This window comes from Arthrobacter oryzae (assembly GCF_030718995.1).
Lineage (GTDB): Bacteria > Actinomycetota > Actinomycetes > Actinomycetales > Micrococcaceae > Arthrobacter > Arthrobacter oryzae_C.
The window spans coordinates 2,071,189-2,089,296 of sequence record NZ_CP132204.1; the positions used below are offsets into that span (position 1 = coordinate 2,071,189).

The 18,108-nt window shown below is 67.2% G+C and carries 18 protein-coding genes; 10 read left to right on the top strand and 8 right to left on the bottom strand.

From position 1 onward, the window contains the following. Window positions 1–21: 21 nt before the first annotated feature. Entirely contained in the window at window positions 22–1,101 is a 1,080-nt protein-coding gene (gene ku / locus Q8Z05_RS09565) for a non-homologous end joining protein Ku (RefSeq protein WP_305943224.1), read from the top strand. A gap of 26 nt (window positions 1,102–1,127) precedes the next feature. Here the strand turns inward: ku and Q8Z05_RS09570 are convergent, their stop codons facing one another. From Q8Z05_RS09570 to Q8Z05_RS09600, 7 genes are all read right to left on the bottom strand, one after another. Continuing rightward, window positions 1,128–1,394 carry a DUF7218 family protein gene (locus tag Q8Z05_RS09570; protein ID WP_305943225.1) on the bottom strand — a complete coding sequence of 89 codons (267 nt, stop codon included), beginning with the start codon at window positions 1,392–1,394 and terminating at the stop codon, window positions 1,128–1,130. 2 nt (window positions 1,395–1,396) lie between these two features. Beyond that, complete coding sequence (locus Q8Z05_RS09575; RefSeq protein ID WP_305943226.1) at window positions 1,397–2,029, bottom strand: SRPBCC family protein; 633 nt, start codon at window positions 2,027–2,029, stop codon at window positions 1,397–1,399. Window positions 2,030–2,304: 275 nt separating this feature from the next. Further along, on the bottom strand, window positions 2,305–2,583 hold the full coding sequence (locus tag Q8Z05_RS09580; RefSeq protein WP_305943227.1) for an HPr family phosphocarrier protein: 279 nt from the start codon (window positions 2,581–2,583) through the stop codon (window positions 2,305–2,307). 56 nt (window positions 2,584–2,639) lie between these two features. Beyond that, window positions 2,640–4,697, bottom strand: coding sequence for a PTS fructose transporter subunit IIABC (locus Q8Z05_RS09585; protein WP_305943228.1), 2,058 nt, complete (start codon window positions 4,695–4,697; stop codon window positions 2,640–2,642). A gap of 2 nt (window positions 4,698–4,699) precedes the next feature. Further along, complete coding sequence (locus Q8Z05_RS09590) at window positions 4,700–5,683, bottom strand: 1-phosphofructokinase family hexose kinase (RefSeq protein ID WP_305943229.1); 984 nt, start codon at window positions 5,681–5,683, stop codon at window positions 4,700–4,702. Then, a complete protein-coding gene (locus tag Q8Z05_RS09595; protein WP_305943230.1) occupies window positions 5,680–6,489 on the bottom strand; it encodes a DeoR/GlpR family DNA-binding transcription regulator in 810 nt (269 codons plus the stop codon). The genes Q8Z05_RS09590 and Q8Z05_RS09595 overlap by 4 nt, the downstream gene beginning before the upstream one ends. Before the next feature lie 328 nt (window positions 6,490–6,817). Beyond that, entirely contained in the window at window positions 6,818–7,075 is a 258-nt protein-coding gene (locus tag Q8Z05_RS09600; protein ID WP_305943231.1) for a DUF6458 family protein, read from the bottom strand. A 258-nt stretch (window positions 7,076–7,333) separates the two neighbouring features. Here Q8Z05_RS09600 and Q8Z05_RS09605 point away from each other — a divergent pair, with 258 nt between their 5' ends. The 6 genes from Q8Z05_RS09605 (at window position 7,334) to Q8Z05_RS09630 (ending at window position 14,278) form a co-directional block, all read left to right on the top strand. Then, window positions 7,334–8,554 (top strand): beta-ketoacyl-[acyl-carrier-protein] synthase family protein, encoded by a 1,221-nt coding sequence (locus tag Q8Z05_RS09605; RefSeq protein ID WP_305943232.1) that lies wholly within the window; start codon window positions 7,334–7,336, stop codon window positions 8,552–8,554. A 43-nt stretch (window positions 8,555–8,597) separates the two neighbouring features. Further along, complete coding sequence (locus Q8Z05_RS09610; RefSeq protein ID WP_305943233.1) at window positions 8,598–9,215, top strand: alpha/beta hydrolase; 618 nt, start codon at window positions 8,598–8,600, stop codon at window positions 9,213–9,215. Window positions 9,216–9,373: 158 nt separating this feature from the next. Then, on the top strand, window positions 9,374–10,402 hold the full coding sequence (locus tag Q8Z05_RS09615; RefSeq protein ID WP_305943234.1) for a LacI family DNA-binding transcriptional regulator: 1,029 nt from the start codon (window positions 9,374–9,376) through the stop codon (window positions 10,400–10,402). 157 nt (window positions 10,403–10,559) lie between these two features. After that, window positions 10,560–11,318, top strand: a complete 759-nt coding sequence (locus Q8Z05_RS09620) for an HAD family hydrolase (protein ID WP_305943235.1) — start codon at window positions 10,560–10,562, stop codon at window positions 11,316–11,318. 52 nt (window positions 11,319–11,370) lie between these two features. Further along, complete coding sequence (locus tag Q8Z05_RS09625; RefSeq protein ID WP_305943236.1) at window positions 11,371–13,731, top strand: glycoside hydrolase family 65 protein; 2,361 nt, start codon at window positions 11,371–11,373, stop codon at window positions 13,729–13,731. 73 nt (window positions 13,732–13,804) lie between these two features. Continuing rightward, complete coding sequence (locus Q8Z05_RS09630) at window positions 13,805–14,278, top strand: DUF2871 domain-containing protein (RefSeq protein WP_305943237.1); 474 nt, start codon at window positions 13,805–13,807, stop codon at window positions 14,276–14,278. Window positions 14,279–14,282: 4 nt separating this feature from the next. Here Q8Z05_RS09630 and Q8Z05_RS09635 read toward each other — a convergent pair whose 3' ends face one another. Beyond that, window positions 14,283–15,596: an MFS transporter gene (locus Q8Z05_RS09635; protein WP_305943238.1), complete on the bottom strand. Its 1,314-nt coding sequence runs from the start codon at window positions 15,594–15,596 to the stop codon at window positions 14,283–14,285. A gap of 87 nt (window positions 15,597–15,683) precedes the next feature. On the opposite strand from Q8Z05_RS09635, the gene Q8Z05_RS09640 reads away from it, so the two are divergent. The 3 genes from Q8Z05_RS09640 (at window position 15,684) to Q8Z05_RS09650 (ending at window position 18,005) form a co-directional block, all read left to right on the top strand. Then, window positions 15,684–16,274, top strand: coding sequence for a hypothetical protein (locus Q8Z05_RS09640; protein WP_305943239.1), 591 nt, complete (start codon window positions 15,684–15,686; stop codon window positions 16,272–16,274). Window positions 16,275–16,375: 101 nt separating this feature from the next. Continuing rightward, window positions 16,376–17,272: a hypothetical protein gene (locus Q8Z05_RS09645; RefSeq protein WP_305943240.1), complete on the top strand. Its 897-nt coding sequence runs from the start codon at window positions 16,376–16,378 to the stop codon at window positions 17,270–17,272. Then, the gene (locus tag Q8Z05_RS09650) at window positions 17,256–18,005 is read left to right on the top strand and encodes a LamB/YcsF family protein (protein ID WP_305943241.1); all 750 of its coding nucleotides are present in this window, start codon (window positions 17,256–17,258) and stop codon (window positions 18,003–18,005) included. The genes Q8Z05_RS09645 and Q8Z05_RS09650 overlap by 17 nt, the downstream gene beginning before the upstream one ends. Window positions 18,006–18,108: the final 103 nt, after the last annotated feature.

Below are 18,108 nucleotides of genomic sequence, written 5' to 3' on the forward strand. Positions count from 1 at the left end.
ACTGTGATGTTCACTTGATCCATGAGAGCCATCTGGAAAGGCGCTATCGCATTTGGACTGGTCAACGTGCCGGTCAAGGTCTACAGCGCCACCGAGGACCACGACATCGGGCTCCACCAGGTCCACAACGCCGACGGCGGGCGAATCCGGTACCAGCGCCGCTGCGAAGTGTGCGGCGAGATCATTGACTATTCGGACATCGACAAGGCCTACGAGGAAGACGGCCGGACCGTGATCCTCACCCGCGACGAACTCAAGTCCATCCCGGCGGAGAGCAGCCACGAGATCGAAGTGGTGCAGTTTGTCCCCTCCGAACAGCTCGATCCCATGATGTTCGAAAAGAGCTACTACCTGGAACCGGATTCGAAGTCCCCGAAGGCGTACGTCCTCCTCCGCCGGGCACTGGAGGACACCGACCGCGTGGCCGTGGTCCAGTTCGCGCTCCGGGAGAAGACCCGGCTCGGCGCTTTGCGGATCAAAGACGACGTTCTGGTGCTGCAGTCGCTGCTGTGGGCGGACGAAGTCAGGGAACCGGCTTTCCCCGCCCTGGAAACCACCGTCCGGATCTCCGCCCAGGAACGCGAAATGTCCGCAGCCCTGGTTGACTCCATGGCCGGGGACTTTGAACCCGGCCAGTTCACGGATGACTACCAGGTTCAGCTCCGCAAACTCATCGACGCCAAGATCGAGCAGGGCGAGTCGCTGGACACGGAGCAGACGTTCGGCGCCGAGGCCGCCGAGGCCGGACAGGGCGAGGTTATCGACCTGATGGAGGCGCTGAAGCGGAGCCTGGAGAAGAAGCGGGGCGGCGCCGCCGCAGCCGCGTCCGGGGACGAGTCGGAGGCGGCGGACAGCGACGCCGACGAGGCTCCGGCCAAGGCGACCCGCGCCAAATCCCCGGCCCGGTCCAAGGCAGGCGCCGCCAAGGCTCCTGCCAAAGCGGCCGCGTCCAAGACGGCACCTGCCAAAACGACGACGTCCAAGACCGCTACGTCCAAGACCGCTACGTCCAGGACCGCTACGTCCAGAACGGCCGGGAAAACGGAGGACGCTGAACCGGCAGCCAAGGAGCCGGCGAAAAGCCGGCGAAAAGGGGCCTGAGTTACAGTCACCCATTGCGGCCGCGGTCAGGAGTTTCTCAGAGCTGAGATGAGCTCACTCTTCTTCTTGGCGGAGTAACCCTTGAGTCCTATTTCCTTGGCTTTGGCCTTGAGCTGAGCCACCGTCCAGTCCTCGTAGTCGCCTGCTTTGCCGCCCTTGCGTCCCACCGCGGAGCGTCCCTTCTTTGCGGCAGCATTGGAAATGCGGGCCGCCTTCTGCTTCGACGCGCCGTCTTCCCGGAGTTCCTCGTACAGCTCAGGGTCCTTGAGGCTGGGGTTCTTTTTCTCAGGCATGATCAGCTCGGATCCGACGGTTCAGCGTCGTCAATGAAGGGGTCCACCCCTGCCGGACGCTGCGGGGAAGGGGTGGGTGTGTGCGGCGGCTGCGCATGTGATGCGTGAGCGGCGGAATCGTGTGCGTGGTGTGCGGGGGCGTTCGCGGCGAAGCCCGCCTCTTCCTCGGTTTCCTCGACTTCTCCGTGGTCCACAGCAGAACGCCAGGCGCCCGTTTCAATGCCGCGTGATTCGATGAACTGTTTGAACCGCTTGAGGTCGGCGCTGATCTGGTGGCTGTCCGCGTGCACCGCGGAGCCGGCTTTCTCCACCAGGCCTTCGGGCTCCCATTCCAGCGCTACGGTGACCCGGGTGTGCTCCGGTCCGAGGGATTCGAAGGAGACCTCCCCGGCGTTGCGGGGCTTGTCCGTGCTCACCCAGGCGATTCGACGGTCCGGTAGTTGTTCGGTGATCTGCGCGTTGTATTCGCGCCTGACGCCGGCGATGTCCGTCCGGAAGTGCAGGGACGTCTCATCGATCTGCTCGACGGACTCCACGCCCCTCATGAACTCCGGGAAGGACTCGAACTGGGTCCATTGGTTATAGGCGGTGGACACGGGAACATCCACCTCGACGGTTTCGTGCAAAGTAGCCACTGTCTCATCCTCTTTCAGCCCGGGGACGTGCCCTCCGAATGGGTCTGTTGAACGGTGTGTCGCCACGTTGTCCACGCTAACGGGGCCGTCAGGCAAAAACAAGGAATGTACTAAGTTTGCTTAGTTCATCCTCCCCGGAGTAAAAACCGGGAGTTAAAAGCAGCGGCCGGCCCGTGCGCCGCCTGCCCTTGGAGGGGAGGTGGCGCAGCGTGCCGGCCGCTGGCTGCAGCTTGCTGCCTGGTGCTGCGGGCGGGCTGTCCTAGCCCGCCGTGCTGCTACTCGGCGTCGTGATCTGTTTCCAGGATCTGGACCAGGTGGTCCAGGGCGGTGTCGGCGCCGTCGCCGTCGGCGCGGAGGACCACGACGTCGCCGTGCGAGGCGCCCAGGCTCATGAGGGACAGGATGCTGGCGGCGTCCATGGCCTCGTCGGCCGGTTCGCCCTGGCGGGCGATCGTGATCTCGTGCGGGTACTCGCCGGCGGCCTCGGCAAAGATGGCGGCGGGGCGGGCGTGCAGGCCCACGCGGCTGGCGATGGTGGCGGTGCGTTCGAACATGTGTGCTCCTTGGATATCAGGTCGAGACAGGTGGTTGGTAAGGCTACCGGACCGGGTCAGACAGTTACTGGAACCGGCTCCACGGTATCAACGGACTTGCGGACGGCCCAGCGCTTGAGGGCGATGACTGTCAGGGCCGTGACGATGGTGCCGGCGAGGATCGAGACAACGAACATCAGGAAGTTGTCGATGGCGAAGAAGACGAAGAAGCCGCCGTGCGGGGCCTTCGAGCCCACCGCTGTGGCCATGGAGAGGGCGCCGGTGACCGCGCCGCCGAGCATGCTGGCGGGGATGACGCGGAGCGGGTCGGCTGCGGCAAACGGGATGGCGCCTTCAGAGATGAAGGATGCACCCAGGAGCCACGCCGCCTTGCCGTTCTCGCGTTCAGCCAGGCTGAAGCGCTTCTTGTCCAGGACAGTGGAGGCGAGGGCCATGGCCAGCGGCGGCACCATGCCTGCGGCCATGACGGCTGCCATGATCTGCCACGGTGCCTGGTTGTCCAGGGTTGCGGCGCCCAGGCCGGCGACGGCGAAGGAGTAAGCAACCTTGTTGACCGGACCGCCGAGGTCGAAGCACATCATGAGTCCCAGGATGACGCCCAGGGCGATGGCGCTGGCACCGGTGAGGCCGGAGAGCCAGTTGTTCAGGCCCACGGTGATGCCGACGATCGGTGCGCCCAGGATCAGGAACATCAGGCCCGAGGCAACGAGGGACGCGACCAGCGGAATGATGACCACGGGCATCAGGCCGCGCAGCCAGCGGGCCACCTGGATCTTGCCGATGGAATGGGCGATGTAACCGGCCAGGAGGCCGCCCACGATACCGCCGAGGAAGCCTGCCCCCATGAACCCTGCGACGGCGCCGGCAACGAAGCCCGGTGCGATGCCGGGCCGGTCGGCAATGCCGTAGGCGATGTAGCCTGCCAGTGCCGGGACCAGGAAGCCGAGCGACAAGGCGCCGATCTTGAAGAGCACGGCACCAAGGTATGCGCCGAGCGGACCCCACGCGTTCTCGGGGTATTCGGTGGGCAGGTTGAAGATGCTGTTCTCCACCACGATGGTGTCCGCGAACTGCGTGATCAGGTAGCCGCCCATCAGGAAGCCCAGCGCGATCAGCAGACCGCCGCCGGCCACGAACGGGATCATGTAGCTGACGCCCGTGAGGAGCGCTTTCTTCAGCTTCTGGCCGATGTGCTCGCCCTTTTCGGTGGCTTCGGCCTCGGCCTGCTCCTCTGCACCGAAGTGCGGCACGCGGCGGGCGTTGGGGTTGTCGGCCGCGGCCAGGGCTTCCTGGACCATCTTGTCCGGTTCGTCGATGCCGCGCTTGACCGGTGCGTTGATGACCGGCTTGCCGGCAAAGCGCTCCTTGCCGCGGACGTCCACGTCCACCGCGAAGATCACGGCGTCGGCGGCTGCGATCACTGCGGGATCCAGCGGCTTGGCGCCGGAGGAACCCTGGGTTTCCACCTGGAGGTCCACTCCGACTTCCTTGGCTGCTGCGACCAGCGAGTCGGCAGCCATGTAGGTGTGGGCGATGCCCGTGGGGCAGGCGGTCACGGCGACGAGCCGCTTGGGCCCGCCGGAGCGGGCGCCCGTGGCGGCACCGGCAGAGGGCGCGGCCGCTGCGGCCGTTGCCATGGCAGGCTCTGCTGCGGCCGCAGGCTTGTCAGCCAGGGCGCCTTCCACCAGTTCCACGATCTCGGCCTGGGTGCTCGCGGCACGCAGCGCGGCCGTGAAGTCCTTTTTGATCAGCGAGCGGGCCAGTTTGGACAGGAGCTTCAGGTGCTCCTGGTCCGCGCCTTCGGGGGCTGCGATGAAGAAGATCAGGTCTGCCGGGCCGTCCTTGGCGCCAAAGTTCACCGGCTGTGAAAGCCGTGCCATGGCCAGGGTGGGCACCGTCACGGCCGTGGAGCGGCAGTGCGGAATGGCGATTCCGCCGGGCACTCCGGTAGCCGTCTTGGACTCACGGGCAAACGCGTCCGTGAAGAGGCCTTCCGCTTCGGTGGCACGTCCGTTGGCGGCGACCCTGCCGGCCAGATGGCGGATCACGTCCTCGGGCGAGTTGCCCAGGTTCTGGTCTAGCTCGACCAGATCAGTAGTAATGAGCTGAGTCACTGTCAGTCCTTCCGGAGGGCCGTGATGGTTACGGCATCAGGGGTGGTTTGGTGGACCGCCGGAACTGTGGAGCCCGGCAGGGAAGCGGCGGCGGCACCGTGTGCCACAGCCTGACGGAGGCAGTCGGCCGGGGCGGCGCCCCGGCTGGAGGCGAGCAGGTAGCCGGCAAGGGAGGAATCTCCCGCACCGACCGTGCTCACGGCTTTGACCGGCGGATGCGTGGCCAGCCACGCGCCGTCGGACGTTACGAGTACTGCACCTTTGGAACCGAGCGTTGCCAGCACGGCACCTACACCGGAACGCACGACGGCGGCGGCGGCTGCCGCGGCAGCCTCCGGATCCGCTTCCAGTTCGTCAGCGGTGGACGCCGTGGCGAAACCGGCTGCGGCAGCCAGTTCAGCCAGTTCTTCGGCGTTGGGCTTGAGGAGGTCCGGCATGCCTGACGCGTCGCCCGAGAGGGCGGCGGCGAGGGGCGCGCCGGACGAGTCGACGGCGATGCGCGGAGCAGCACCGTCATTGGTGGAGCGAAGCCGCCGGGTAACGGTGGCGTAGAAATCGGCCGGAACCCCGGGTGGGAGCGAGCCGGCCAGGACAACCCAGCTGGCACCGCGGGACCGTTCCAGCAACAGCCCGATCAAGGCTTCCTGCTGGTCTTCGCTCAGTACCGGGCCGGGTTCGTTGATCTTGGTGGTGACGCCGTCCGGTTCCGTCAGCGCCACGTTGGTGCGCAGCGGTTCGTGGATGGGGAGGGCGGCAAAAGGTACCCCGCTCTCACGAAGCCCCGCCAGCACGGGATCGGAGTCGCCGCCGGGGAGGACGGCCACTGTTTCGAGTCCGGAGGCCACCAGGGCACGGGAAACGTTGACGCCTTTCCCGCCGGACTCCTGGCTGACGGAGACGGCGCGCTGCACTTCGCCGCGCAACAGGGGTGAGGGGAGGGCTACGGTGCGGTCGAGGCTCGGGTTCGCGGTGAGGGTGACAATCATGCGATCACCACGTCCACGCCGGCGTCAGCAAGCGCCGCTGCGAGTTCCGGGCTGGGGTCACTGTCTGTAATCAAGGTGTCCAGATCTTTCAACGAGGCGAACTGGACCAGCGTTTCCGCATCCAGCTTGGACGAATCGGCCAGCACCACAATGCGGCGTGCCGATTGGACGAAGGCAGCCTTGACGGCGGCTTCTTCAGGATCGGGCGTGCTCAGCCCGAAGGCCGAGTGGATTCCGTTGGCGCCGATGAAGGCGATGTCCGGACGAATCTTGTGGGCCGCTTCCACGGTGGACTGACCCACCGCCGCCTGGGTGAGGCCGCGGACCCGGCCGCCCAGGAGGTGGAGGGCAATGCCTGGCTCGCCGGCGAGTTTCGCGGCGATGGGAATTGCATGGGTGATGACCACCAGTTCGTTCTCCGGATCGGAGGACGAACTGGTGGAGGGGTCGGCCAGGCGCAGGGCGATCAGGTCCGCCAGGGCCTCCGTGGTTGAGCCGGCGTCCACCAGGATGCTGCCGGCGGGGTTCTGCGGGATAAAAGCCAACGCGGCCTCGGCGATCCGCAGCTTCTCCGGCTGCCGCTGGATGGTCCGTTCAAGGATGCTTTCCTCGGTGGTGCTGACCCGGTCCGGTGCGACGGCGCCGCCATGGACCCGGCGCACAGTGCCGGCCGATTCCAGCGCAGCCAGGTCGCGGCGGACGGTTTCGGTGGTGATGTTGAAGCGCTCGGCAAGGGCAGTGACGCTGGCGCGGCCGCTTTCGGCGACCAGTCCCGCGATCAGCTGTTGGCGCTCCTCGGCGAACACTTACCCTCCATTGCGTAAAGACTGCTGGCAGTTCAGTAACGGCTTCAGTGACTGCCATCACATGATGTTGAATTGCTTGACTTTATCTTTGTTCTTGTGGGTTTGTCAATGAAAACAACACGAACGCAGATCCCGGTCTTGGAGTTTTTGTCCACATCGAGGGAGTTAAAAGCCTTCGAAGTCGCGATAAGTGGACAAAAAACTCGGGCGGACGACGGAAGCCGGGCCCGACCGTGATGGTCTGGCCCGGCTTCCGGGTGTGATTGAAGGTGGTTCACCATTGTCCGTGGACGACTTCCCCTGGACAACGGCGGCCGGAGGAGCATGGCTAGATGCCGCCGTCCCGGCTCTCGTTGCGGACAATGCGCTCACCCGTATTGGGGTCCACTACGGACCGGGTTTCACTCACCCGGCGCGTGCGCCCCGGCGAGGCCAGCACCAGTGAGGCGATCAGCCCGATCACGCCGACAGCCATCAGGATGTACCCGATCAGGGTCTGGTCCACATACGGGATCAGGCCGGGCGTGATGGCCCAGGCCAGGATGGCACCGAGGGCGATAAGGAAAATGGAGGAACCGATTCTCATGACTTGCTCCTAGCTGTCCGGGGGACGTGCGGGCAAAAACTTGATCAGCATGCTGTCTAGCGACAGGCTACAGGCCGCCCCGTGCCGTTTCAATGAACGGGACGGCGCGCGTTGGAGTCGTGTCACAGTCGTTATTTGCCGGGATATTGCCGGCGGTGGCGGAGTAACACCGGCGGCCGGGGGTGCGCCCCGCGTACTGTGGGTTGCGTCCGCGGCAATCAGGGCCAGCGACATCAGATCCCAGGAGCAGTGTTAACAATGTCTGAACAAATCCCCGCGGTAGTCGTCACCGGCCTGGGGGCAGTGACTCCCGTCGGCTCAACCGCCGGAGAAACATGGGATGCACTCCTGGCCGGCCGCTCCGGAATTGTGCCGCTCGCCGACGAATGGGCCGGCGGGCTCCCCGTGCGCATCGCGGGACGCGTCACCGCTGACGTCCCGTCGTTGCTGTCCACCCTGGAATACAAAAGGATGGACCGCTGCGGCCACCTGGCGCTCATCGCCGCCCGCGAGGCCTGGACACAGGCAGGCGGTCCGGAAACCGACCCGGAACGGCTCGCCGTGGTCATCGGGTCCGGCTACGGCGGCCTGGACACCACCCTGGAGCAGGCGCGCACTTTGGACTCCAAAGGCCCCCGCCGGGTCTCCCCGCACACCCTCACCCGGATCATGGTGAACGGCCCGGCGGCGTGGGTGTCCATCGATGTGGGAGCCCGCGGCGGGGCGCGGACCCCCGTCAGTGCCTGCGCCTCCGGGGCCGAAGCGATCTCGCAGGCCGCCGACATGATCCGGAGCGGGGCTGCCGACGTGGTGATCGCCGGCGGCGTGGATTCGTGCATCAACGGCCTCACGATCAGCGGGTTTGCGCAGATCAGGGCGCTGTCCACCCGCAACGACCGTCCCCTGGCCGCCTCGCGCCCCTTCGACCGGGACCGGGACGGCTTCGTGATGGGTGAGGGCGCCGGGATCGTGGTGCTGGAACGCGAAGACCACGCCCGCGCCCGCGGGGCCGAGGTGCTCGGGGTCATCGCCGGCAGTGCCGTCACTTCCGACGCCGTGGATATCGTGGCGGCCGATCCCGCCATGCAGCGCCGCGTCCTGCAGAAAGCCATCGCCGACGCCGGGCTCACCGGAGGCGACATCGGCTTCGTCCACGCCCACGCCACCTCCACGCCGGTGGGGGACCGGCTCGAAGCGGAAGCCATCGGCGCCGTCGTCGGACATTCCGTTCCGGTGACGTCCACTAAAAGCCTCACCGGGCACCTGCTGGGCGGGGCCGGAGCGCTGGGCGCCATCGTCACTATCCAGGCGCTGCGCACGGGCGCCATTCCGGGGACCCTCAACCTCGACAACCAGGACCCGGACATCCACCTCAACATCGTGCCGGAGACTGCCCGGGGGCTCGCGGCAACGGCAGGCATCTCCAATGCCTTCGGGTTCGGCGGCCACAGCGCCTCGCTGGTGATCACTGCAGGCTGAGTCCCGCCACGAGGTGTTCGCCGGGGAAAGTTAGGCTGTTGCGATGGAGACAGTCGTATGGTCCAGGCCGGAGGACCAGCGCGCCGGCACGCCGCTGCTGGTGATGATGCACGGCTACGGAACCGATGAGGTGCGCATGTCCGACCTCTTCGACCAGTTGCCGCCGCAGTTCACCTGCGCCGCCCTGCGCGCGCCCAAGGTGATCGGGGACGACTACGGCTGGTTCCTGCTGGACTACTTCCTGACGCACGACTTCGCCGACGTGGTGTCCGTCAGCAACGCGGTGTTCGACTGGATCAATTCGGTCAAAGCGCGGCACAGCAGCGTGAGCCTGCTGGGATTCTCGCAGGGCATGGCCATGGCCAGCACGCTGCTGCGGCTGCGGCCGCACGACTTCCGGGCCGTGGTGGGGCTGTCCGGATTCGTGCTGGACAACGAACTGCTGGCCATGAGCGAATCGTTCGACACCAAACCGCCGTTTTTCTGGGGCCGGGACAAGGCGGACCTGGTGATCAACGACGCCGCAGTGGAGCACACCGCCGAATGGCTGAGCCGGAACACGCAGCTGACGGCACGGACCTATCCCGGAATGGGCCACACCATTTCCAAGGCCGAGATGGTGGATGTGAGCGCCTTCCTGCGCCACTACGTGCTGCGCTGAGGCGCCGGACCCCACGCTCCCTCGGCAGGAAATTCCGTAAGAATCCGCACCGGCGGGGTAAAACCAGTTGCGCGCTAAATTTGTAAGCGCTTACACTCTTCTTCGGCCACGTACCGGGCCCAGGACTCCAGAGGAAGAAAGGGCTGAGCCCGTGTCGCATGGCTAAAGCACCGCGCGTGACCATCCAGGACGTAGCCGCATTGTCGGGGCTGTCCATCTGCACCGTTTCCCGTGCCCTGCGCGGCCTGCCCAACGTCTCCGAATCGGCCCACCGGAAGGTGGCGGACGCCGCCACCAAGCTCGGTTACAAGGCATCCTCCGCGGCATCGCGCCTCGCCGGCGGAACCACGGGATCCGTCGCCATCATCGCGCCCACCGCCACGGCATGGTTCTTCGCCCAGGCCGTGGAAGCGGCCGAGGAAGTCTTCGCGGACAGCGGCTTCGACACCGTACTCATCAGCCTCCGCAACACACCCAGCATCCACCGCAAGGTCTTCAGCGACCTTGACGCCCTGGCGCAGCGCGTGGACGGCGTCCTGCTGCTCAACATCGCGCTCAGTTCCGGCGAAATCCAGGCACTGGCCTCTTCCGGACTGGCCGTTGCGAGCGTTGGCATGCAGAACGTCCCCTGGGACAACGTGGGCATCGACAACGAGGACGCGGCCTACCAGGCCACCAGCCACCTGCTGGGGCTGGGACACTGGGACCTTGCCATCCTTTCCGGCCGCGAACCGGGAGAGGGCTCGGTGGCCACAGCCACGGACCGCCTCAACGGGTTTCGGCGGGCGCTGGCGGAACACCACTTGACGGCGGATCCGGACCTGGTGATGGACGCCGGTTCAAGCATCGAAGGCGGCCGCCGGGCCATGACCGAGCTCATCGAAAACCGCAGGATGCCCTCCGCAATCTTCGCCGGCTGTGACGAAACTGCCTTCGGAGCGCTTATGGCCCTGCGGGAGCTCGGTTTGTCAGCACCGAAAAACGTGTCCATCATAGGAATAGACGATCATCAGATGAGTTGGTTCCTGGGCCTGAGCACCATGGCGCAGCCGGTAGCCGACCAGGGCGCCTTCGCAGCCAACCTGCTCATCGAAGGACTCCAACGTCCGGGGCCGCTGAGTGCCCCCGCCAGCCACCTGCTGGATACCAAGCTGATTGAACGCAAGAGCACGCGCAGAAAACGCTGACGCGCACACTGATCCGGGGCGCCGACGCCCCCACCGAACCGGCCACTGGCCGCGCACCTGCACGAACGCACCTGCCCCAAACGGTTCACACCGCACCACAAACCTGCACTATCCACGCACGTCCACTGCCGCCGTCTGAAAGGACACCGAGTACCCCATGACTGAACTTTCCAGCAGCACCACCGGTAGCAGCACCACCGGCAGCACCCACGGCTGGACCGGCGCGTCCGCCATCCTCTTCGACCTCGACGGCGTGCTCACGCCCACGGCGATCGTGCACGAGCGCGCGTGGCAGGAACTTTTCGACGGCTTCCTGCAGGACGTTCCGGAGGCAGCGGGCTACCGCGAGAGCGACTACTTCGACCATATCGACGGCAAGCCGCGTTTCGACGGCGTCCGTGACTTCCTCGCCTCACGCAGCATCGTGCTGCCCGAAGGCCCGCTCGACGACGATCCCGCCAACGACACCGTGCACGGCCTCGGCAACCGCAAGAACAAGGTCTTCAACGACATCGTCTCTTCCGGCGTGGCCCCCTACGAGGGCTCGGTGCGCTTCCTGAAAGCCGCCCTGGCGCGGGGACTCAAGGTCGCCGTCGTCTCTTCCTCCCGGAACGCACCGGCGGTGCTGAACGCGGCGGGACTGGCGCACCATTTCCCGGTGGTGGTGGACGGCGTCGTGGCCGCTGCCGCGGGCCTGCCCGGCAAGCCCAGCCCGGCCACCTACGACTACGCAGCACAACTGCTGGACCTCCCCAGCGAGGAATGCGTGGTGGTTGAGGACGCCGTGTCCGGCGTCCAGGCCGGGAACGCCGGCACCTTCCATTCGGTGATCGGCGTGGACCGCGGAGCCGGCCGGCAGACGCTGCTGGACGCCGGCGCCACGCTGGTGGTGGAGGACCTGAACGAACTCCTCTAGCCCGGCCCGAACTCCCCCAACCTGCACAACGCCAAAAGGAACCCCAACAGCCATGGCACTCATCACCTCTGACCGCGCTCGTTTCCCGAACGATCCCTGGCAGCTCGTGGAGACCGTCCACCTTCCCGGAAACGCCGGAACCCTGGAAACCCTCTTCAGCCTGGGCAACGGCCATCTGGGCATCCGCGGCGCCCACTGGGCCTCCGCGGACGCCGACCTTCCCGGCAGCTTCATCAACGGCTTCCACGAAACCTGGGACATCAAGCACGCAGAAAATGCCTTCGGCTTCGCCCGCACGGGCCAGCGGATCCTGTACATCCCGGACGTGAACAACTTCACGGTGATCATCGACGGCGAAACACTGACCCTCAGCGAATCAACGGTGCTCGACTACCGCCGGTCCGTTGACTTCGCCACCGGGATCTACGAATGCCGGATCACGTGGCAGTGCCGTTCCGGTGCCACCGTAACCACCACGGAGCGCCGGGCGGTGGGCTACCAGTCCCGCGGCACCCTGGGCGTCAGCCTCGAAGTCGCCGCGGACCGGGACATCTACGCGGACGTCACATCCTCCGTCATCAACCGCCAGGACCAGCCCGTGGAGGACCACTCCACCCACGATCCGCGCCGGGCCGGACGGCACGCCGGCCGCGTCCTGCTGCCGGTACGGCTCGACGGCGGCGACGGCTCCCTGCGCCTCTCGTGGGAAGCCGCCGACTCCCGGCAGCGCGTCGGCCTGGCCGTGGACCACTGGACGTCGGCCGACGTGCAGCCGTTCGAGACCCTGGTGGACCAGGACGACAGCAGCGTCCGGTACGTCCTCGCAGTGGGCGCAGACCAGCCCTTCCGCCTCGAGAAGAGCGCCAGCTACGCCGTGGCGCGGGCCTTCCGCGAAGGAGCCGTGGACGGCGGCTCCGCGCAGGACCCGTCCGAAGCAGCGGAGGGCGCCCTTCAGCCCGTCAGCGCGATCTTCGCCGAGAGCGAGGCTCACTTCCGGGATTACTGGGCCACCACGGACATTGTGGTGGGCGGCCAGCCCGAGCTGCAGCAGGCCATCCGGTGGAACCTCTTCCAGCTGGCCCAGGCCACTGCCCGCGCGGACGTCGCCGGCATCCCGGCCAAGGGTGTCAGCGGGTCCGGCTACGAGGGACACTACTTCTGGGACCAGGAGGTGTACCTGCTGCCGTACCTGACGTACACCAGCCCGGACAACGCCCGCCAGGTGCTGGAGTTCCGGCATGAGATGCTGCCCGACGCCAAGGTCCGTGCCAAGGAACTGAGCGTGGACGGCGCACTGTTCCCGTGGCGCACCATCAACGGGCTCGAGGCAAGCGCCTACTACGCCGCCGGCACCGCGCAGTTCCACATCGCTGCCGCCGTCGCGTTCGCCACCAACAGATACATCTGGGCCAGCGGCGATGCGGACTTCAAACACGGCATGGGCTCGGAGCTGCTGATCGAAACGGCCCGCATGTGGGTGTCCCTCGGGTTCTTCGGCAAGGACGGGCTGTTCCACATCCACGGCGTCACAGGCCCGGATGAGTACACGGCCGTGGTGAACGACAACCTCTACACAAACGTCATGGCCCGGTTCAACCTGCGCACCGCGGCAGCGCTGGACCACCCGGAAATCGACGAGGCTGAACGCGAACTCTGGGAGCAGGCTGCCATCCGGATGCAGCTGCCCTACGACGAAGACCTCGAGGTGTATTCGCAGGACAATGACTTCATGACCCTGGAGCCGTGGGACTGGAGCACGCCCCGCTCCAAGTACCCGCTGCTGCTGAACTTCCACCCACTGGTGATCTACCGCCACCAGGTGCTCAAGCAGGCGGACACCGTGCTGGCGATGTTCCTGCAGTGGCAGGACTTCACGGCCGAGGAAAAGCGGCGGGCGTTCGACTTCTACGATCCGATCACCACCGGCGACTCCACCCTGTCCGCCTGCGTGCAGGGAATCATGGCCGCCGAGGTGGGCTACGGGAAGGCCGCGCTGGACCACTTCACCCACGCGCTGTACATCGACCTCGACGACACCCACGGCAACACCATCGACGGCGTGCACATCGCCTCCACCGGCGGCGTCTGGAGTTCGCTGGTCAGCGGCTTTGCGGGCCTCCGTGACCAGGGCGCCGTTCCGTTCTTCGACCCGAGGCTGCCGGGCGAGTGGGACAGCCTGGCCTTCCACCTCAAGGTGCAGGGCCGCCTGCTCTACGTGGAGCTGGAGCAGGGATCCATCGGCCTCAGCGTCAGGGAGGGCGAACCGCTGGAGGTCAACGTCCGCGGCGAGCTGCTCACCGTGGGCCACGAGGTGGCCCGGGTGCCGCTGGCTCCGGTCGGCGTCCCGGAGCCGACCATCTTCCCGAGCGGACTTCCGACGGCGTCCATCCCGATCGTGCGCGCCAGCAGCTAAGTAGTCCCAACAGACGGGCGGGATCAACCGAACGGTTGATCCCGCCGTCGTGCTTCGTGGACAGACTGGAGGAGTGAAAAAACTCTTCCATGCCTCGTTCGCCTATGCCGTCGCCGGAGTCCTCTCCGGCCTCTACTACCGGGAACTTACCAAGCTCAATGGCTTCGCCGGCGAGTCCCAGCTGGGTCTGGTGCATACGCACTGGCTGGTGCTGGGTTTCATCGTGCTGCTGCTGGTGCTGATGCTGGAGAAGTCCTTCGGGATGTCCGCGGCGGCGCCAAGGCTTTCCGCCTGGTTCTTCTGGATCTGGAATGCCGGCGTGGTGGTCACCGGTGGAATGATGCTGGTGAAGGGGACGTTGGTGGTCGCCGGTGCCGATGCCGGTTCAAAAGCCCTTGCCGGCATTGCCGGCACCGGGCACATGCTCCTCACCGCCGGCCTGGTGCTGCTCTTCCTGGCCCTGCGGAAAGCCCTCGCCGCGGCGCCGCAGAAGGCTGCTCCGCTGCCGGCAGCCCCCGGTCACCTGCCCGCAGGCACCAACGCCTAGCTGCCTAGGGGCTGTCCGCCGGTTCCCGGTCCCCGGAACTGCGGTCCAGGGGGTGGGCCAGCTCGTCGGCCGGCATTCGGGCCACCACCATGGCCACCACGGCCATCACCGGGCACACGCCGCCGGCCACCAGGAAGATCACCCACGTGGGCACGACTTCCGCCGCAGGTCCCGCCAGTGCCATGGAGACGGGCATCAGGGCGAGCGATACGAAGAAGTCCAGGCTGGACACGCGGCCCAGCAGGTGCGGAGGGACGCGGCGTTGCAGGAGCGTCCCCCAGATGACCATGCCGGCGCCGCCGGTGGCACCGAAAATGAACAGCGCCGCGGCAAGCATCCAGAAGCTGTCCATGATGCCGACTGCCGCGAGGGGAAGGCTGCCGGCACCCCACGAAACCATCATCACCGTGAGGTAGCGGCGCGGCAGGGCAAAGGACGCCGTGGCCAGGGAAGCGGCCGCCCCGCCCGCGCCCATCACGGCCAGCAGGAAGCCGAACATGCGTGAATCGCCGCCCAGCTGGTCGCGGACCACGAACGGCAGCAGCACCTCGATGGGTCCGATCAGGAACAGCACCGAGATGCAGGCCCAGACCAGCGTCCACAACAGCCACGGCGTCCGGACCGTGTAGCTGACACCTTCACGGAGATCGTGGAGGAGGGACGTCCCGGCCCGTTCGACGGCCGGTCCGCCGCCGGCTGGCCGGCTGTCGGCACCGGGAGCCTCAAGCGCGTGCCGGCCCAGGAAGTTGAGGATGATGAACGCGAGGAGGTGGCACGCCGCCACGCCCGTGACGGCATGCGAGGGGGACAATGCGGCCACCAGGATGCCGGCGACGGCGGGACCGGCCGCCTGCTGCAGGATGGGCCGCATGGTCCCCTCCATGCCGTTAGCCGCCAGCAGGTCCTCAGGCGGCAGGATCCTGGGCAGGATGGCCGAATAGGCCGGAAAGAAGAAGGCCGCCCCCACGCCCAGGACAAAAGCGCCCACGGCAAGGTGCCACAGCTGCAGCCACCCGGCCAGGGCAAGTCCGCTGATGGCGGCGATCACGGCGAGGTTGGTGCCCTCCACAGCGATGATCAGGAGCCGCTGGGGCACCCGGTCGGCTGCGATCCCGCCGGCCAGGACGAACGCCACCAGTCCCACGCTGCCCGCGGCGGCAACGAGGGACAGCTCAAGCGGGCCGCCGCCCAGGTGGATCACCTGGTAGACCATCGCCACAGCCCACATCCCGGAGCCGAAAATCGAGATGGCCAGGGCCGCAATCAGGACCCGGTATTCCCGGTGCGCAAAGGGCCTGAGGGCTTTGGGGGTGGGCATATGGATAGTCTAGGCCCGGGTATCCGGCCGCGCCGCTGCGGCGCCCACCGCAGCTGACCTGCCCTCCTTGCGTACTAGGCTCAGCACATGGGGAACAGTCCGGCAGGCGCGTCGCGCCGCAGCATGGCATTCATCGGCAGCAATTCGGGGCTGGCGCTGCACCCGGTGAACCGCGACGGCGTCCACGTCCCCGGCGAACCCGCCAGCTGCTTCGCCTCCTTCTGGGTGGCCGACTGGTCCAGGTGGGGGAGCGGAGACGCCCTGCTGGTGGCCACCCGGCAAGGCTGGCGCAGCTACGGTTCCAACGGCTATTTCGCGGAGACCCTGGCCAAAGAGCTGGCCTGCTATTTTCCGGAGGCGGCCCGGTTTCCGCTGGCTGGACTCGTCCACACCCAGGACGAGTTCGACGTCGAACTGGACATGGAGCGCGGCTTCCGTGCCGCGGGCCGCAAGGCCGAACTGGAGATCAGCGGGGTCCTGGACCGCCGCCAGTTTTCGGCGCCCGACTTCCAGCTCGGCGGGGACAGTGCCGCCCTGGCGAATGTCTACCTTCCGTGCAGCACCGGACGCCTGTCCGAATTCGGCGTGGAATGGCCGGGCTCAGCCACGGTGTATCCCGGACCGCGCGGACCGTCGTCGTCCGCTTATATTGCGGTGGCCGAATCCTGGGTGATGTAGCAAGGTGGCTTAGTGTTAAGGATGAGGGGCAGCCGTGTGCTGCCCCGCCGGAGTAACTACAGTTGCGCCGGCGGCTTGTTCCCGTTCCACGAAAGGTGACGATGGCCATGCGGAAGAACCCGGCAATGAGACTTGCACAAAAAACGGCACACAAGGCGGTGTTCGACTCCCAAGGCAAACCAAAGCCCGGATTGCACGGCATGCTGCTGCGGGCCGTCGAAATCCAGCGCCCCCTGGTGCTCGCCAACCTGCGGCGGCTACAGCGCAGGCACCCGCGGGCCACTGCGGCGCAGCTGGCTGACAAACTTGAACGCGACTACCTGCTGGCCGTGACCGGCGGCGGTGCACTCGTGGGCGGCTCCGCCGTCATCCCGGGCGTCGGCACCGTGGCCGCCCTGGGCCTCTCCGCCGCGGCCACTGTCGGTTTCCTTGAAGCCACCGCGCTGTACGCAACGTCCCTGGCCGAGCTCCACGGCATCCGCATGGTGGATCCCGAAAAGGCCGGCACGCTGGTCATGGCCATCATGCTGGGCGAGGAAGGGACCGCGCTCCTCGGAAGCCTCTCCGGCCAGGCCGCGGGCCGCAGCAAGGGCCCCACGGACGCCTGGGGCTCCGCCTTCGCCCGCAAGACCTCCTTCCCGGGCTTCGGCTCGGTGCGGGACCGGATCCAGCGGGCGTTCCTCCGCAACCTGCTGCAGCGGCAGGGGACGGCGCTGTTGGGCCGGGCGCTCCCGTTCGGCGTCGGCGCCGTGGTGGGCGGCGTGGGCAACCGTGTGATGGGGCGCGCCGTCGTCGCCAGCGCCAGGGAAGCATTCGGCCCCATGCCGGACACGATTCCCGGCGAACTGACGCCCGGCAGCGACGCATCCGGCAGCGACGCTGCCGGTGATGCTGCCAGCGGCAACGCCTCCGGCAGCAACACTGCGGGCACCCCCGGTCCAGGCAGCGCCGCCGGAGACTCAAACGTGAAAGGCGGATTCATTGGATCTGAACGCTGACCTGGGGGAGTCCTTCGGCTCCTGGACCATGGGGGACGACTCCGCCATGTTCCCGCTGATCACCAGCGCCAGCGTGGCCTGCGGCCTGCACGCCGGGGACCCCGTCACCATGCTGGACACCTGCCGGGCGGCCTTCGAGCTGGACGTCCGGGTGGGTGCCCACGTGGGGTACCCGGACCTGCCGGGCTTCGGCCTGCGGTCCATCGACATGACCTTCGACGACCTCTTCGGGGCCGTGCTCTACCAGCTCGGTGCGCTCGACGGCGTGGCGCACGCCGTCGGGGCGTCCGTGGACTTCGTCAAAGTGCACGGGGCCCTGTACGAACGCACCATGCACGACGCCGAGCAGGCCTCCGCCGTGGTGGCCGCCATCCAGGCCTACGATCCCGGCCTGCCCATCCTCGGCCTGCAGGGGTCCGCGCTCCTGTCCATCGCCGCGGAAGCCGGCCACCCCGTGTTCCATGAGGCATTTGCGGACCGCGGCTACCTGCCGGACGGGTCCCTCCTGCCGCGCACCGCGGACGGCGCGTTGCTCGAGGACCCCCGGGAGATCGCCGAGCGCGCGGTCCGCCTGGCCGTCCACGGTGAAGTGGAGGCGGTCGATGGCACCGTGGTCCGGCTGCAGCCCCATTCGATTTGCGTCCACGGCGACACTCCGGGCTCGGTGGAAACGGCCGCCGCCATCCGCAAGGCCCTGGAAGCGGCAGGCGTGGAGCTCGAACCCTTCGCGTAGTTCCCAGGTCCGCCTCCTCAAGCGCGAACGGACACGTGCGGCCCTTCCTTGACGCGTCCCACAGGTGCTCAACTGTCCGTTCGCGCTTCTGTCGCGCGGAGCC

Bases quoted from the DNA above. Each gene is read 5' to 3' on its own strand.
- ku (WP_305943224.1), top strand. From the start codon at position 22: ATGAGAGCCATCTGGAAAGGCGCTATCGCATTTGGACTGGTCAACGTG.
- Q8Z05_RS09570 (WP_305943225.1), bottom strand. From the start codon at position 1,394: ATGCCTGAGAAAAAGAACCCCAGCCTCAAGGACCCTGAGCTGTACGAG.
- Q8Z05_RS09580 (WP_305943227.1), bottom strand. From the start codon at position 2,583: ATGTTCGAACGCACCGCCACCATCGCCAGCCGCGTGGGCCTGCACGCC.
- Q8Z05_RS09590 (WP_305943229.1), bottom strand. From the start codon at position 5,683: ATGATTGTCACCCTCACCGCGAACCCGAGCCTCGACCGCACCGTAGCC.
- Q8Z05_RS09600 (WP_305943231.1), bottom strand. From the start codon at position 7,075: ATGAGAATCGGTTCCTCCATTTTCCTTATCGCCCTCGGTGCCATCCTG.
- Q8Z05_RS09605 (WP_305943232.1), top strand. From the start codon at position 7,334: ATGTCTGAACAAATCCCCGCGGTAGTCGTCACCGGCCTGGGGGCAGTG.
- Q8Z05_RS09610 (WP_305943233.1), top strand. From the start codon at position 8,598: ATGGAGACAGTCGTATGGTCCAGGCCGGAGGACCAGCGCGCCGGCACG.
- Q8Z05_RS09615 (WP_305943234.1), top strand. From the start codon at position 9,374: ATGGCTAAAGCACCGCGCGTGACCATCCAGGACGTAGCCGCATTGTCG.
- Q8Z05_RS09620 (WP_305943235.1), top strand. From the start codon at position 10,560: ATGACTGAACTTTCCAGCAGCACCACCGGTAGCAGCACCACCGGCAGC.
- Q8Z05_RS09625 (WP_305943236.1), top strand. From the start codon at position 11,371: ATGGCACTCATCACCTCTGACCGCGCTCGTTTCCCGAACGATCCCTGG.
- Q8Z05_RS09635 (WP_305943238.1), bottom strand. From the start codon at position 15,596: ATGCCCACCCCCAAAGCCCTCAGGCCCTTTGCGCACCGGGAATACCGG.
- Q8Z05_RS09640 (WP_305943239.1), top strand. From the start codon at position 15,684: ATGGGGAACAGTCCGGCAGGCGCGTCGCGCCGCAGCATGGCATTCATC.
- Q8Z05_RS09645 (WP_305943240.1), top strand. From the start codon at position 16,376: ATGGCCATGCGGAAGAACCCGGCAATGAGACTTGCACAAAAAACGGCA.